Source organism: Sphingobium sp. IP1 (genome assembly GCF_002708645.1).
Lineage (GTDB): Bacteria > Pseudomonadota > Alphaproteobacteria > Sphingomonadales > Sphingomonadaceae > Sphingobium > Sphingobium yanoikuyae.
In genome coordinates this window covers 24815-38224 of sequence record NZ_NOIW01000052.1, presented here as the reverse complement: position 1 = coordinate 38224, position 13410 = coordinate 24815, and the positions used below count along the sequence as shown (strand labels likewise).

The window sequence follows — 13410 nt, the reverse complement described above, 5'->3', positions numbered from 1 at the left end:
GTTCAGCATCGCGGCCCGACACAGGCCAGCGGGGCAAGGAGAGGTCATGACAGCACTGGAAAACAAGGTCGCGCTGGTCACCGGCGCATCCTCGGGCATTGGCGAGGCGGCGGCGCTTGCGTTGGCGCTTGAGGGTGTCAACATCGCTGTCAATGGACGGCGTCGCGACCGGCTCGACGCGCTGGTCGCCCGGATCGAAGCAGCGGGCGGCACCGCGCTCGCCCTGCCCGGCGACGTCTCGGTCGAGGCGGATGCGGCATCCGCCGTCGCCGACACGGTGGCGCGGTTCGGCCGGCTCGACATCCTCGTCAACTCTGCCGGCGTCAACGAGGCGGGCGGGATCGAAAGCCTGACCAGCGCCCAGTGGCAGCGGGTGATCGACATCAACCTGATGGGCACCATCCATGCCTGCCGCGCCGCCTTCTCGGTGATGAAGGCGCAGGGCAGCGGCGACATCGTCAACATCTCCTCGACCGCCGGCCGCCGATCGGGCTGGCGCTTTGCCGCCTATTCGACCAGCAAGTTCGGCCTCACCGGCTTTACCGAAAGCCTGCGGCAGGAAGGTGGCCAGGCCGGAATCCGCGTGTCGATCATCGAACCGGGCGCGACCGCGACCGAGATCGCCAGCTCCATTTCCGACCCGCAATGGCGCGACATGATCCAGCAGCACACCCACAAGGACGGGGCAATGGCGCCGGACGATATCGTCGCGGGCATATTGCTCGCCGTCAGCCTGCCACGCCGCGCCAATGTCAGCCGCATCCTGATCCAGCCGACCATCGACACGGAGCCGATGCCATGAGGCTGGCGGGCAAGAGCGCGGTCATCACCGGCGCGGGATCGGGCATGGGCAAGGCCATGGCCGAACGTTTCGCGCAGGAAGGCGCGCGGGTGCTGTGCGCCGACATCAGCGGCGCGCAGGATGAGGTCGCCGCCGCCATCGGCAACGGCGCCGTCGGCCTGCATGTCGACGTGGCCGAGGAAGCGGATGTCCAGGCGATGATCGCCGCTGCCCGCGACGCCTTTGGCCGGGTCGACATCCTGGTCAACAATGCCGGTTTCGGCGGCGGCATCATGCCGTTGCACGAACAGAGCAGCGACAATTGGGACCGGGTCCATGCCGTCAATCTGAAGGGCGTCTTCCTGGGCATGAAATATGGCGTGATCGCCATGCTGGAGAGCGGCGGCGGCGCGATCGTCAATATCGGATCGGCCACCGGCATGGTCGGATGGAAGGGGCATGGCGTCTATGCCGCCGCCAAGGGCGGGGTCAGCCAGATGACCAAATGCGCCGCGCTCGATTATGCCGCGCACAATATCCGCGTGAACGCCGTGCTGCCCGGATCGATCTGGACCGGGCTGGTGCCGATGGCCAAGGATCATCCCGAGCCGCCCCCCGGCATCTTCCGCGTGCCCGGCATCCCGATGGACCGGTGGGGCCTCGCCAGCGAAATCGCCAATGCCGCGCTATTCCTCGCCAGTGACGAGGCGTCCTACATCACCGGCACCTTGCTGCCGGTCGATGGCGGCTATTGCATCGGTTTTTCCGGCATGGCCGCCGAACAAGGTTGAGATCGAAGGAGCAGGATCATGAACGTCATTCACAAGAGCCGCGTCACCTTCCGCCCGGTCAAGCCGCTGATCGGCGCGGTGGTCGAGGCCGATCGGGAGGCCTTGTTCGATCCCGAAGTTGTTGCCCAGTGCCGCGACATGCTGGAGGAACGGACCGTGCTGGTCATGCCGCAGGTCCATTTCACCAATGAGGAGCAACTGGCCTTCACCGACCTGCTCGGCGGGCGCCTGAACCTCACCAGCGAAGCGACGACCAACAAGGACGAGGACGTCTATCAGGTGACGCTGGATCGCAAGATCAACCGCGCGCCGGAATATGTGCTGGGCACCTTCTTCTGGCACATGGACGGCATGCCGATGGAAATGCCGCCGCCGCTCGCGACGCTGCTCTCGGCCCGCCGCCTGGCGCCCAAGGGTGGCCAGACCGAGTTCGCCAACAGCTTCGCCGCCTATGAGCAGATGCCCGAAGCGCAGCGCGCCGAGATCGAGGATCTGCGCATCATCCACAGCGTCGCCGCCAGCCTGCGCTCGATCGCCGACGCCATTCCCGAAGCGGAAAAGGGCAAGCTGGCGATCGGCGTCGAGAAGGAACGGCCGCTGGTCCAGACCCACAAGAATGGCCGCAAGAGCCTGATCGTCGGATCGACCGCCGACCGGATCGTCGGCATGGAGCTGGCCTATGGCCGCGCCTATATCGCCCGGCTCAACGAATGGGCGACCCAGCCCGATTTCGTCTATCAGCATCAGTGGCAGGCGGGCGACTTCGTGATCTGGAGCAACACCGGCGCGCTACACCGGGTGGTGCCCTATGCCCGCGATTCCGGGCGGATGATGCACCGCACCTCGATTGCGGGCTGAAGGGTCAGGCGGGCGCGTGCAACCGCGCCCGCAACCGCGTCGGCGACGCGCCGAACCAGTGGTTGCAGCTGCGCGTCATCACCGACTGTTCGGAAAATCCCAGCTTCTCCGACACATGAGCGAAGTCCATGTCGGTCTGCTCCAGATAATAGCGCAATATGTCGCGCCGCACCTCGTCCTTGATCTTCTGGAAGCTCGTGCCCTCCGTCGCCAGACGCCGGTGCAGCGTGCGCGGGTGCACCCCCAGTTCGGCCGCGACCCGATCATTCGAGCAATGGGCAGTCCACAGCCATTGCATGACGATGCCCCGCACCTGCGCATGCAGCGGCGGGTGGCGATGGGGAAATTCCCGTTCGATATAGGCGGTGACCGCGGCAAAGACCGCAGCGTCCCGGTCGATCACCGGGCTTGCCATGTCGCGCTCGGAAAAGCTGATCCCGTCCTCATTCTGGCCGAAATGCACCGGGCATCCGAAATAGCGGCGATAGATGCGCGCCGGCGAGATCGGCTGATGGCGGAAATGTACCCGCCGCGCCCGTGCCCGCCCGCCGGTCAGTTCCATTGCGAAGAGATGGCCGACCAGCAAAATATGCTCCATCGCCTGCGCCCGGTTGGGCACGCCGTCGAGCAATATGTCATGCCCGACGAACACATGGCGGACCGACGGAAAGCGGCGGAGCCAGACCGACGCCGCCAGGCTATGCGCATAATTATGGCTGCACACATAATCGATCGCCGCGCCGAACGTCGGCGCGTTGCGCATCGCATCGCCCAGCGGCCCGAACAGGTCGACGCCGCGCTGGCGCAGGGCAAGGCGCATGCCGAAATCCGGACAGCCAAGCCGATGCGCAGCCTCCTCAATCAGCGCGATGGTCTGGCGATAGCTGGGCGACGCATCGCTGCTGTCCGGCGCATCGCCGCCCAGTTCCGCGACGAGTTCCGGCAGGAACCGCAGCATATGGGCATTGATCGCCTCGAACGCGTCGCGCGCCTCATCCATCGCCGGACCTCCCATTTGGGCAGGCTGGCACCGCCTGTCCGAATAGGTCAAGCGACCGCCGCCCCATTTCGGCGGGGCGATGCACTCAGAGCCAGTTGAGCTTGCGGAACCGCCGATAGAGGATCGAACAGATCAGCAGGATCACCGCCAGAACGACAAAATAGCCGTAGCGGGTCTTGAGCTCGGGCATATGCTCGAAATTCATGCCGTAAATGCCAGCGATTGCGGTCGGCACCGCCAGGATCGCGGCCCAGGCGGCAAGCTGGCGGGTGATCGTGCCCGTGCGCTGCTGCTCCAGCAGGTTGCTGAACTCGAACACGGAATTCAGCACCTCGCGCAGGTCATCGACCATCGTCTGTACGCGGCGCACATGGTCGCGCACATCGCTGAAATAAGGCCGGGTTTCCGGATCGATGCAGGGCAGGTCGATCTTGACGAACTTGGTCGCGACCTCCTGCATCGGCCCCAATATGCGCTGGAAGCGGATCAGCTGGCGCCGCAGGTTGAAGATACGGGTAATCTCGTCGCGACCGAGGAAATTGTCGACCGTGTGCTGCTCCATGGTCAGCACCTCTTCCTCGATCCCCTCGACAATCGGCAGATAGCCGTCGACTATGAAATCGAGGATGGCGTGCAGCACATAGTCGACGCCATGGGCCAGCCGATCCGGCACCGCCTCCAGCGCATGACGCAGTTCGATATGCCCCCGTGCCGAGCCATGGCGGACGCTGATGATATGGCTGTGGCCGACGAAGATCGCGGTTTCGCCATAGGCGATCGCCCGCTCCTCGACATGGGCGGTGCGGGCCACGACGAACAACTGCTCGCCATAAATGTCGACCTTGGGCAGCTGGTCCGCCTTGATCGCATCCTCCACCGCCAGCGGGTGGAGATTGTAATTCTGCTGCAGCGTCCGCATTTCCTCGGCGGTCGGGCTGGCGACGCCGATCCAGACGAATTCCGACTTGTCCTCGGCGCAGTCGATCCGTTCGGTGATCGACACTTCGCGCACGCGCTGGCCGTTGCGATAGAGATAGGCGGCAATGACGGTCATTCGGGCCTCGAAATCATTCTATTTTGCCAACCTAGCGCGGCCAGCCTTGATCGGGAAGGCGATCAGGCGGCGGGCGATGGCGCCTGCACCACCAGCATCGCGCCCTGCGCGTCGCGCAGGCGGACATAGAGCTTGCCGTCGGTCGGCGCCGGGACCGTCAGGGTCGATCCAGTGAAGCCCTGCGCCACCGGAGCCGGCTGATCGAAAGCGGGATTGCCGGCGACGGCATCGACCAGGAACAGGTCGCGTCCCTTGATGGTGCAGCCCTGATCCTTCTGCTCCTTGCCCGCGCAATCCACCGCCTCGATCCGCGGCAAGCGGGCCAGCGGCATCAGCGGCTGCCAATCCCCCTGTTCGCGGCCCCGCACGATGCGGAATTGCAGCGGGCCAAAGGCCGGGCCAAGCGCCGCCGGATCCAGCGTCGCCACTATCACCTGCGGGCCTTGCAGTTGCAGGCCGGAACCGGCCGTCAGCCGGACGCTGGCGCCGCCATCCTGCGTCGCCACCTCGATCGCATCGGTCATGGCCAATTTGGTGCCGTCCTGCGCCTGCACGGAAAAGATCAGGCGGCCATTATTGGGCAGCACATCCGATCCACCCAGCGTCACCGGCAGCCCCGTGGCCGCGGCCGGCGTGACGCTCTTGTTGAGCAGGGTCACACGGGGCCGCGCGGGAGCGATCGTGACCGGCACGGATACGATGCGCCCATCCTCCAGCTGCACGCGGGCGCTGGCGCCCTCGGCGGGCACAGTCCCATCGCCCGCGGCCGTCAGACGCAGCCGATCGACCGAGCCGTCGCGGGTCAGGCCATCGGGTTTCCAGCTACGCCCGCCAAGGTCGACGCTCGCCACCTGATCGAGCCGTTGCCCCGTCATTTCACCCCAGGCATCGCCCTGATGCACGGTCAGCCCGTCCAGCTTGCTCGCCGGGGCATAGGCGCGCAGCGCCATGGAGAATGGCTTGGCGACGCCCTGATATTTAACATCGACAGTGACAGGTCCGGCGCGTCGATCGGCAAGCGGCAGGGTCAGGTCCAGCGCATCGCGGCCCTGCACCTTCCAGCCGATCGCCTGGGGCGCTGCATTGCCTTGGCGCAGGGTGACACTTTCGACGCAAGAAGGCGCACCGCCCGTCAGCGTCAGGCCATTGTCGCGGCCGACCACCAGCGTCGGCGCCTCGCCCTTCACCTGCCAGGCCGCATCATCGGGCCGCTGCAGGATGTAATCGGGCCCTTCGAACCGGTCGAACCCCCATTGACCATAGACATGAGCCTCGATCGATCCCCTGAAGTCGGCCGGCCAGGGACCATCGGCGCGGATCACATAGCCGCCGCGATCGGCCCGCGCCTCCAGCGGATATTCGATCGTCTGGCCCGACGCCGCCTTCAACTGCACCGTCATGCCGCGCGCATAGCTGGTCGAATAGATGAGCGGCGCTCCCTCGACCGGCAGCACCGTGCCGGGCAATGCCGCGCAGATCGGTGCCTGCGCACCGCTGCGCAGACGCGGCGGGCTGTCCGCCTCGATCGAGGGCATGCCGACCACCATCACCGACTTGGGCTTGGCGAAGGACGGCGCCTTGTTCAGCATCAGCCCGATATTGTCGTCGCGGCGCAGGCTGACGGTCGGCAGATATTCGAAGCTGGGGCTGCTGAAGGCCCCGAACATCCGGGCCAGATCGCGCACTACGCCGATATAGGGGCTGTAATAGCCATAGCCCGCTTCACGCGTGGACGCGAGTTGCAGGGCCAGGTCGGTCGGCGTGCCGCTCAGCGTCTCGGCAATCGAACTGCTGTGAACATCGGCGAGGACCAGCTGATCCTTATTCTCCAGCAGACAGGCCGCCTGAAGCTCGATCACCTTGGACAGGCAATCCTCGTTGAGCTTCATCGACAGGCTGCGCGCGAGCGCCGGGGCAACGCTGCGCAGAAATTCGGGATGGCTGTTTTCCTGTGTCCGGATCGCCGTCATGAACGCGTCGAGCCGCGAGCGATCAAGCGACGCCTGATTGAGTTCCTGGGTTGCCCGCACGAACTCGCCGGGCTTTCCCCGCACCGCATCGCTGACCGTGCCCTCGCCGCCGCCGGTCTCGGGCACCAGGAACAGCACCATCTGTCGCGCGCCGTCCGGCACGGTCAGGGAGAGGCGGCGATCCTTGTCCTTCTTCTTCCATGTCTCCGCGCTGTCGATCCAGTCCTTGGGCGGCGGGTTGGTCGCGCCCCGCAGAAAGGCCGACATCAGCACGAAATTGGCGCCCTGTTCCTTGGGCAGGTTCGGCTCGATCAACAGCTTGTCGCCGGCCCGCAGGCTCGGCACCTGGCTGATCGGCAAGCTGGACGTGCCGCGGGTCACGCTGACCTTGATGTCCGGCCCGGTCAGCTCGAACGGGGCAGGCTCGGCCGCAAGGCCCGGCGTCAGCAATGCGCCCCCCAATGCCGTTCCGATCAACAGGCCGATCGGCTGGCGCAGGCGCGCGGTCTGGATCGGGGCGGAAGGCTGGGGCATGTCTCTCTATCCGGCTATCTATGTTTTTCGGCGACCATTGCGCCTGTCCCACAGGATTTCGGCAATTCCAAGGCGGTAGTAAATGCGGGCCATGCCACCCCCTCGCTGAACCTGTGACAACGGGCTAAGAGGGGCAAATCGCACGCAATCAGGCAGGGCCATGCAGACCGGAACGCTCAAGCTCAAGATCCAGATCCTTTGCGGGGATGAGATCGCCATGGGACCGGGCAAGGCCGATCTGCTCGATGCGATCGCGCTGCACGGCTCCATATCGGCGGCCGGGCGGGCGCTCGGCATGAGCTATCGGCGCAGCTGGCTGCTGGTCGACACGATGAACCGCTGCTGGAACGACAGGCTGGTCGAGACGGTCGCTGGTGGCGGCCGTGATCGCGGCGCGCGAGTGACGGAAGCAGGGCAGGCCGTGCTGGCCGCCTATCGCGCGCTGGAAGAGGCCGCGCTCACCGCGACCGGAGGACGGGCACAGGGCCAGCTTGACACCCTGCTGCGGCCGATCCCCCTGCCCGCCCCTCTTTCATAGTTTCTTGCCGCAGGCTTCAGCCGGCATGGCGAAGCGTGGATCGGTGAGGAACGCCTGATCGGTCAGGCTGTCGAGGAAAGCCGTGATCGCGATCCGTTCGGCGTCGGTCAGTTTCTGGCCATGGCGCAGGATCGCCGCGTCCAGCGTTTGCGCGGACCCATCATGCCACCAGGGACCGGTCACCGCGACATTGCGGAGCGGGGGCGTGCGAAAACGCCCGGCATCACTGGTCAGCCCCGTCTTTTCCGCCAACCCCGGATCGGCGGCCGTCGCCGGTTCCAGCCGATGATAGGCGCCGTCACTGAAATTCCGCCCCGCATGGCATGACGCGCAGCCCTTGTCCGCGAACAGTTGCATACCCTGCCGGGCCGACATCGACAGGGCACCGGCCTGCCCCCGTCGATCGCGATCATAGGGGCTGTCGCGCGAAATCAGCGTGCGTTCGAACGCCGCCAGTGCCGCCGACACCGTCGCGATGTCGATCCGGCCGCGACGGTCCGGAAAAGCGCGGGCGAACATCCGGCGATAGCAGGCATCGGCGCCCAGCCTACGCGGAAGTTCCGCCTCCAGCCCCTTCATCCCCATTTCAACGGGATGCTCGCCTAGCAGCGGCACGGCGACCTGCGTCTCCAGGCTGGTGATCGCCGGATCGGCCATGGTGAGGCGCGGCAACCAGGCGACATTGGCTAGGCCCGGCACATTGCGCAGCCCCGGATCGCCATGGACGCCGGGCCGCGTGCGATTGCCGTCGGCAAAGCCACGATGCTGCTCATGGCATCCAGCACAGCTCAACGTGCCATTGGCCGACAGGTCGGCATCATAGAAAAGGCGGCGGCCAAGCTCGACCTTCGCCGCGCTCATTGCGTTGCCGACCGGGACTGGGGGCGGCGCTTCGCCCAGGGGCAAGCTCCAATGCCACGGCCGCCCTGCCCCGATCAGCAGCAGCGTCGCGAGCAATAGCGGCCAGCGCGCCGGCTTCACGGCAGGCGGGTCACCAGCACCGTCATCTGCGGATCGCCATTGGCCGCAAGTTGCAGGATATAGTCGCCCGGTTCCAGGCTGTAATCGACCATCTTGCGGATGCCGGTGCAATCGGGGCCATGGCCATGCGCGGTCGAGGTCGCGGCGGTGCCGTCCTTCACGACATCGACCCAGGCGCCACTGCTCAGCGCCACTCGCCAGGTGCCGGGCTGATCGACGGTGAAATGGACGATGCCACCGAAGCTGACACTGCCGCCCGGCTTGGCCGGGCGAAGCGCATAGCTGATCCTGGGCGTCGGCAGCAGGGTCAGCGCCACGGCCTGCCCGGCTTTCAGCTTGACCTTGCCGGCTCCCTTGGCATCCGCCGCCGCCTTCATCGGCTGCGGCGCGCGCCAGGATGCCATCTCCGCCGGCGGATCGGCCGGGGCAGCGCAGGCCGGCGTGCCCGACATTTGCGCGAAGGCCGATGCCGGCACCAAAGCCGCGCACAGGGCCGGAAACAGCAGGAATAGTGGCTGACGCACGGGCTTCCCTCCCGAAGGCAAAACTATATACGGCGGGATATAGCGAGTCGAACGACCAAGAATAGGGGGATTTTCATGCGACAGACCATGATGCGCATTTTGCTGGCCAGTGCCTGCTGCTGGACCGCGACGGCAGCGGCGCAGGGCGCGCCCGACGCGACCGGCGACAGCGATCGCTTCTCGCTCGGCCAGATCATCGTCACCGCCCCCCGCACCAGCGGGATCGAGATTGACGGCAGCACCCTGTCCTCCAACGCCATCTACAGTTTCAACCGCACCTCGCTCGACGATGCGGTCAACCTCATGCCCGGCGTGTCCGCCGGCAACAGCGGCGGCACCCGCAACGAGCGATTGGTCTTTGTGCGTGGCTTCGACCGGTTCCAGGTGCCACTCTCGATCGATGGCATCCGTGTCTATCTGCCCGCCGACAACCGGCTCGATTATGGCCGCTTCCTGACCACCGACATTGCCGAGGTCCAGGTGGCCAAGGGCTATGCCTCCGTGCTGGACGGACCCGGCGCCATGGGTGGCGCGATCAATCTGGTGACCAGCAAGCCGACCAAGGCGCTCGACATCGATCTGCGCGGACAGGTCAGCTTCGACAACGACATGGACTATGCCGGCTATACCACCTCGGCCAAGGTCGGCACCCGACACGACCTCTGGTATGCGCAGGCCAGCTATGCCCGCAGCTTTACCGATCATTGGGATCTGCCCAATGGTTTCGCGCCACGCGTGCCGACGCTGGAAGATGGCGGCGCGCGCGACTTTTCACGGGCGGAAGACTGGCGGGTCAATGCCAAGATCGGTTTCACCCCCAATGCCACGGACGAATATGCGCTGAGCTATACCCATCAGGAAGGATCGAAGGGCGCGCCGCTCCACATCAGCGACACGGTCACCACGGCCCGTTTCTGGGATTGGCCATCCTGGGATATCACCAGCGTCTATTTCCTGTCGACCACGGCGCTGGGTGACCGGGCCACGCTCAAGACCCGCGCCTATTATAACCAGTTCGATTCGATGCTCCGTTCCTTCAACGACCGAACGCAGACCACGCAGAGCCGGCCCTATGCCTTTGACAGCCCCTATGAGGACAAGGCCTGGGGCGGATCGGCCCAGCTCGATTTCAGTGCGACCGATGCGGACACGCTGCGCCTCGCCTTCCATTATCGCCATGATGAGCATGTCGAGTTCCAGACCAGCTTTTCGACGGCCGGCGTCGCCACCACGGAGCCGAAACAGACCCAGAGCGAGGCCACCTATTCCATCGCGCTGGAAAATGAGCTGGCGCTGAGCCCGACGCTCCGTTTCACCCTTGGTGGCAGCTATGACTGGCGCAACCTGGAACGGGCCGAGGAATATGGCGCCCCGCTCGGCACGTCGGGCACGCCATCGGTCATCTACAACTACCCGCGCAGGGACGCCGACACCTGGAACGCGCAGGGCCGGTTCGACTGGCAGGCCAGCGATGCGCTGTCGCTCCACGCCAGCCTGTCATCGCGTGCCCGCTTCCCGACCATCTTTGAACGGTTCAGCCAGCGCTTCAACACCGCAATTCCCAATCCCGACCTGAAGGCCGAACGGGCGACCAATGCGGAGATCGGCGGCAGCTGGAGCCAGGGAACCATCCGGCTGGAGGGCGCGCTCTTCTACAGTTGGGTGCGGGACGCCATCTTCAGCGTGCCGACGCCGGCTTATCCCTGCACCGCATCGACCACGCCGCCCGCCGTGCCGACCACGGGCTGCGCCCTCACCAACCTCAGCCAGAGCCGCAATGTCGGCAAGGGTGAATATTATGGCATCGAACTGTCGGCGTCGGCGACGCTGCTGCCGGGGCTGGACGCGGGCATCAACTATACCGGCATCAAGCGCGATCTGACCGATCCGTCCAACGCGCGCTTCCGCCCCACCGGCGTTCCCACGCACAAGGGCTTTGCCTATCTCGACTGGGCACCGGTCGAAAGGTTGCACATCGTTCCGAGCGTCGACCTGGCATCGAACCGCTGGACCCTGTTCACCGCAACCCCGGCGTCGCAGCCAGCCCGCTATTACCGCACCGGCGCCTATGTGAATGCCAGCCTGCGCGTCGATCTGGCGCTGACCGACCAGATTGACCTCAGCATTGGCGGGCGCAATCTGTTCGATGACTATTACACGCTGACGGATGGTTTTCCCGAACCGGGACGCACCGTCTATGCATCGGCGCGTTTCCGCTATTGAACCGAACGCGGCCGGGCAGGGATAATGGTTTATCTTTGCCCGGCCGCAAGTTATCGTGATCTGCGGTCGCTATCCTCGCATCGCATCGGGAATGATGATGGTCGATCTGTTTCCGCCACCACAGGATCGCAACGCCGGACACGACAGCGCCCGGCCTGCGCCACGGCATGATCCCGTCCCGCATCATGGCGAGGATGCAGATGGCCCCAAAATCTGGCCTTTCCCCCATCATCTGGCCGAAGCCGGCGTGCAGTTCCTGTCACGCTGGGCCGGCCCCGTGGCCCTCGTCGGCGCGCTGCTTCTGATCGGCTGGTGGCTTTTTCGCTGAGCGATTTGATTCGACGTCGTTTCCATCAGGCCGGCAAGGCCTCTCACCGCGTCTGATCGATTTTCCCTGCGACAGAACGAAGGGGCGGCAGGATGAAAAATGCGCGCTCAACGGATCGTCGGAAATGTGCGTCCGAATATCCCTCCCCCAATTGTAACAACCGAGCAACTATGTCCTGCTGCTACGCAACATAAATCAAAGGCAGCGGATGTCCTGGGGAAAGATCGCCACCGTCTGACGACGGGCGGGCGGACCATGACGTCACGACGCATTTAAAGGGTTGCCGATGTCCAAAATAGATCTGGCGATTGCAGGAACCCCCAGTCGCCAGCCCGCCACCGCCGCTTTCCAGCGGAACGCGCGCCTGTGGCTGAGCCTGGTTCTGCTGCTTGCAGACATGATGGCCCTGGCCGCAGGGTTCGTCATCGGCCTGCGCGTGGCGGGTATTCCGATCCTGTCGATGGAGGTCTGGCAGCCGCTCGCCGGCGGGATATTGGTCTATGGTACCATCGCCTTTCACAACCAGGCCTATAACCCACGTTGCCTGACCAGCATGACGGCATCATGCCGCAGTGCAGTAATGGCCTTCGCCGGAACCCTGCTGATCTTCCTGCTGGTCGTCTTCTCGCTGAAGGTCACCGACAATTTCTCGCGCCTGGGCATCAGCACAGGCCTGTTCTTCAGCGGCGCGCTGATCGTGATGCAGCGGGTACTGGTCGTCCGTGCCGTTCGCCGCCATTTCGCCGAAGGGCTGTTCGCCCAGTTGCTGATCATCGACGACGGCCTGATCCCCGACGATGTCAATGGCATGACGATCGTGGATGCACCGACGCTCGGCCTGCGCGCCGATCTTGACGATCCCTATATGCTGCATCGCCTTGGCATGCTGCTGCGCGATTTCGATCGGGTGGTCATTTCCTGCCCGCTGGAGCGCAAGGCCGACTGGGCGCAGATGCTCAAGGGCGGCAATATCCTGGGCGAGATCATCGTGCCGGAACTCGACCCGATGGCGCCGCTCGCGGTGCAGAGCCATCGTGGCGTATCGACGCTGGTGGTCGCTCGCGGCCCGCTCAATCTTGCCAATCGCGCCAAGAAGCGGCTGCTCGACATCATCCTGACCGTGCCGGTGCTGATCGCGCTGGCGCCGTTGATGATCGCCGTGGCCGTCGCCATCCGGCTGGACTCGCCGGGCCCGGTCTTCTTCCGCCAGGAACGGATCGGCCGCGGCAACCGCCTGTTCCACATCCTCAAGTTCCGCAGCATGCGGGTGGAACAGTGCGACACCGCCGGCGCCACCTCGACCCAGCGCGACGATAACCGCATCACCCGCGTCGGCCGCTTCATCCGCAGCACCAGCATCGACGAGCTGCCCCAGCTGCTCAACGTGCTGCTTGGCGAGATGAGCCTGGTCGGCCCCCGCCCCCATGCGCTGGGCTCGACCGCCGAGGACCAGCTGTTCTGGCAGGTCGACCGCCAATATTGGCATCGCCATGCGCTCAAGCCCGGCATCACCGGCCTGGCCCAGATCCGTGGCTTCCGCGGCGCGACCGAAACCCGGCGCGACATTCTGAACCGGGTCGAGGCGGATCTGGAATATCTGCACGGCTGGAGCCTGATGCGCGACATCGGCATCCTGGTCGGCACGGCCCGCGTGTTGGTTCACCGCAACGCCTATTGATCCCGCCTGCTGGTGAAGCCCCAATGTTTACAGGGGCTTTGACCAGGATTGAGGATTTTCCGCATCAGAAGCCGGCTTTTGCGATGAGCTGAGCCGGCTTTCATGCCGATGTAAACTATTTGTGAACCCTAAAATCCTATATTAACGACC

At 65.1% G+C, this 13410-nt stretch carries 12 protein-coding genes; 7 read left to right on the top strand and 5 right to left on the bottom strand.

What is annotated here, in order from left to right:
* The first annotated feature begins 46 nt into the window (after nucleotides 1-46).
* The 3 genes from CG471_RS17580 to CG471_RS17570 are packed head-to-tail and all read left to right on the top strand — an operon-like array spanning nucleotide 47 to nucleotide 2430.
* Entirely contained in the window at nucleotides 47-802 is a 756-nt protein-coding gene (locus tag CG471_RS17580) for an SDR family oxidoreductase (protein ID WP_099232701.1), read from the top strand.
* The gene (locus CG471_RS17575) at nucleotides 799-1572 is read left to right on the top strand and encodes an SDR family NAD(P)-dependent oxidoreductase (RefSeq protein WP_099232700.1); all 774 of its coding nucleotides are present in this window, start codon (nucleotides 799-801) and stop codon (nucleotides 1570-1572) included. Before CG471_RS17580 ends, CG471_RS17575 begins: the two co-directional genes overlap by 4 nt.
* Nucleotides 1573-1590: 18 nt before the next feature.
* A complete protein-coding gene (locus CG471_RS17570) occupies nucleotides 1591-2430 on the top strand; it encodes a TauD/TfdA family dioxygenase (RefSeq protein ID WP_099232699.1) in 840 nt (279 codons plus the stop codon).
* 4 nt (nucleotides 2431-2434) lie between these two features.
* Here the strand turns inward: CG471_RS17570 and CG471_RS17565 are convergent, their stop codons facing one another.
* The 3 genes from CG471_RS17565 to CG471_RS17555 all read right to left on the bottom strand — a co-directional run bounded on the left by CG471_RS17565 (nucleotide 2435) and on the right by CG471_RS17555 (nucleotide 6988).
* Entirely contained in the window at nucleotides 2435-3430 is a 996-nt protein-coding gene (locus CG471_RS17565; RefSeq protein WP_099232698.1) for an AraC family transcriptional regulator, read from the bottom strand.
* Nucleotides 3431-3515: 85 nt separating this feature from the next.
* Nucleotides 3516-4484 carry a magnesium and cobalt transport protein CorA gene (locus CG471_RS17560; RefSeq protein WP_099232697.1) on the bottom strand — a complete coding sequence of 323 codons (969 nt, stop codon included), beginning with the start codon at nucleotides 4482-4484 and terminating at the stop codon, nucleotides 3516-3518.
* Between the two features lie 62 nt (nucleotides 4485-4546).
* Nucleotides 4547-6988, bottom strand: a complete 2442-nt coding sequence (locus CG471_RS17555) for a hypothetical protein (protein ID WP_099232696.1) — start codon at nucleotides 6986-6988, stop codon at nucleotides 4547-4549.
* Between the two features lie 160 nt (nucleotides 6989-7148).
* Here CG471_RS17555 and CG471_RS17550 point away from each other — a divergent pair, with 160 nt between their 5' ends.
* Nucleotides 7149-7526: a winged helix-turn-helix domain-containing protein gene (locus tag CG471_RS17550; RefSeq protein WP_099232695.1), complete on the top strand. Its 378-nt coding sequence runs from the start codon at nucleotides 7149-7151 to the stop codon at nucleotides 7524-7526.
* Here the strand turns inward: CG471_RS17550 and CG471_RS17545 are convergent.
* The gene (locus CG471_RS17545; protein WP_099232694.1) at nucleotides 7521-8507 is read right to left on the bottom strand and encodes a cytochrome-c peroxidase; all 987 of its coding nucleotides are present in this window, start codon (nucleotides 8505-8507) and stop codon (nucleotides 7521-7523) included. The two genes, CG471_RS17550 and CG471_RS17545, sit on opposite strands and share 6 nt — an antisense overlap.
* The gene (locus tag CG471_RS17540) at nucleotides 8504-9031 is read right to left on the bottom strand and encodes a hypothetical protein (RefSeq protein WP_099232693.1); all 528 of its coding nucleotides are present in this window, start codon (nucleotides 9029-9031) and stop codon (nucleotides 8504-8506) included. Before CG471_RS17540 ends, CG471_RS17545 begins: the two co-directional genes overlap by 4 nt.
* A gap of 75 nt (nucleotides 9032-9106) precedes the next feature.
* Here CG471_RS17540 and CG471_RS17535 point away from each other — a divergent pair, with 75 nt between their 5' ends.
* The 3 genes from CG471_RS17535 (at nucleotide 9107) to CG471_RS17525 (ending at nucleotide 13260) form a co-directional block, all read left to right on the top strand.
* Nucleotides 9107-11254: a TonB-dependent siderophore receptor gene (locus CG471_RS17535; RefSeq protein WP_099232692.1), complete on the top strand. Its 2148-nt coding sequence runs from the start codon at nucleotides 9107-9109 to the stop codon at nucleotides 11252-11254.
* A 91-nt stretch (nucleotides 11255-11345) separates the two neighbouring features.
* Nucleotides 11346-11582 (top strand): hypothetical protein, encoded by a 237-nt coding sequence (locus tag CG471_RS17530; protein ID WP_257211589.1) that lies wholly within the window; start codon nucleotides 11346-11348, stop codon nucleotides 11580-11582.
* Nucleotides 11583-11868: 286 nt separating this feature from the next.
* The gene (locus CG471_RS17525) at nucleotides 11869-13260 is read left to right on the top strand and encodes a sugar transferase (RefSeq protein WP_004212431.1); all 1392 of its coding nucleotides are present in this window, start codon (nucleotides 11869-11871) and stop codon (nucleotides 13258-13260) included.
* The last annotated feature ends 150 nt before the right edge of the window (nucleotides 13261-13410 follow it).

Coding starts and splice junctions, on each gene's coding strand:
- CG471_RS17555 (WP_099232696.1), bottom strand. CDS start 6,988: ATGCCCCAGCCTTCCGCCCCGATCCAGACCGCGCGCCTGCGCCAGCCG.
- CG471_RS17580 (WP_099232701.1), top strand. CDS start 47: ATGACAGCACTGGAAAACAAGGTCGCGCTGGTCACCGGCGCATCCTCG.
- CG471_RS17570 (WP_099232699.1), top strand. CDS start 1,591: ATGAACGTCATTCACAAGAGCCGCGTCACCTTCCGCCCGGTCAAGCCG.
- CG471_RS17560 (WP_099232697.1), bottom strand. CDS start 4,484: ATGACCGTCATTGCCGCCTATCTCTATCGCAACGGCCAGCGCGTGCGC.
- CG471_RS17525 (WP_004212431.1), top strand. CDS start 11,869: ATGTCCAAAATAGATCTGGCGATTGCAGGAACCCCCAGTCGCCAGCCC.
- CG471_RS17550 (WP_099232695.1), top strand. CDS start 7,149: ATGCAGACCGGAACGCTCAAGCTCAAGATCCAGATCCTTTGCGGGGAT.
- CG471_RS17565 (WP_099232698.1), bottom strand. CDS start 3,430: ATGGATGAGGCGCGCGACGCGTTCGAGGCGATCAATGCCCATATGCTG.
- CG471_RS17575 (WP_099232700.1), top strand. CDS start 799: ATGAGGCTGGCGGGCAAGAGCGCGGTCATCACCGGCGCGGGATCGGGC.
- CG471_RS17530 (WP_257211589.1), top strand. CDS start 11,346: ATGATGATGGTCGATCTGTTTCCGCCACCACAGGATCGCAACGCCGGA.
- CG471_RS17535 (WP_099232692.1), top strand. CDS start 9,107: ATGCGACAGACCATGATGCGCATTTTGCTGGCCAGTGCCTGCTGCTGG.